Source organism: Tannerella forsythia (assembly GCF_003860135.1).
In the GTDB taxonomy this organism is placed as follows: domain Bacteria; phylum Bacteroidota; class Bacteroidia; order Bacteroidales; family Tannerellaceae; genus Tannerella; species Tannerella forsythia_A.
The window spans coordinates 1-1,047 of the sequence record NZ_RQYN01000133.1; the positions used below are offsets into that span (position 1 = coordinate 1).

Annotated in this window: 2 protein-coding genes; both read left to right on the forward strand. The window is 39.7% G+C overall.

From position 1 onward, the window contains the following. Positions 1-385 (forward strand): transposase (locus EII41_RS14390; RefSeq protein WP_221620738.1); only part of this gene is annotated, 385 nt, incomplete at its 5' end. Further along, on the forward strand, positions 379-1,047 hold a 669-nt coding region (locus tag EII41_RS14395), incomplete at its 3' end, for a transposase (protein WP_221620739.1). The genes EII41_RS14390 and EII41_RS14395, both read left to right, overlap by 7 nt.

The window sequence follows — 1,047 nt, forward strand, 5'->3', positions numbered from 1 at the left end:
ACATACCCCCGCACAAGACGCTTACAAGCGATATTTTTCCAAATTCAACGCCAAGACCAATTTGGAAGTTGCTCGTCATTTCTTTGGTTGGTTTTTCAAGAGTTTGAATATCAACTATTTTACATCAGATGTTGATTCTTCGGTCATTACTCGTTATGGTCAGCAGGAAGGAGCCAAAAAGGGTTACAATCCTAAGAAAAGAGGCAGAAAAAGCCATCATCCACTCATTGCATTTGTCAATGACACAAAAATGGTTGCCAATTTTTGGCTTCGTAGCGGAAATACGAATGCTTCCCATAACTTCATTGGTTTTTTGGAAGAAACTTTGGCAATGTTTGATGGCAAAAAAGTCGGTTTGGTACGGCTTGACAGCGGTTTTTGTTAGAGGGAGATATATTTGACTATTTGGAGCAAAAGCCTTTGCAATACATTGTTGCCGCCCGATTTACCCACCCCATTCAACACCTGATAGACAAACAAGATTTTTGGTTAAAAGTAGATAACGGCATTGAAATTTGCGATAAAACCTATCAGGCACAATCGTGGCAAAAACCGAGAAGAATTGTTATTGTAAGGCAAAAAATAGAGGAAAGACCCCAAGCGGGCGGAAAACAGTTGAGCCTTTTCCCTGAGGATGAAATCCATCGTAACTACCGCTACTCTGCCTATTTTACCAATCAAGCCTGCTCAATGGTAGATGTTTGGCGTACCTACCGAATGCGTGGAGATGCAGAGAACAGAATCAAGGAGTTGAAGCAAGATTTTGGAACTGAAAGTTTTAATCTGAAAGACTTTTATGCCACGGAAGCTGCCTTGATTTTTTCGATGACAGCCTACAATTTAATGTCTCTGTTCCGACTATTTGTTCTTCAAGAAAAAACGCAAAAAACACTATCTACACTGCGTTACAGAACCTTTGCTATAGGAGCATATTTTGAAAGAACAGGCGATACGCTCAAACTAAAAATAGCACTTACTAAAAAACGACGAAAATGGTTCATCGGACTATGGGATTTCCCCATAAATCTAAACCAAAAAGTTCCTATC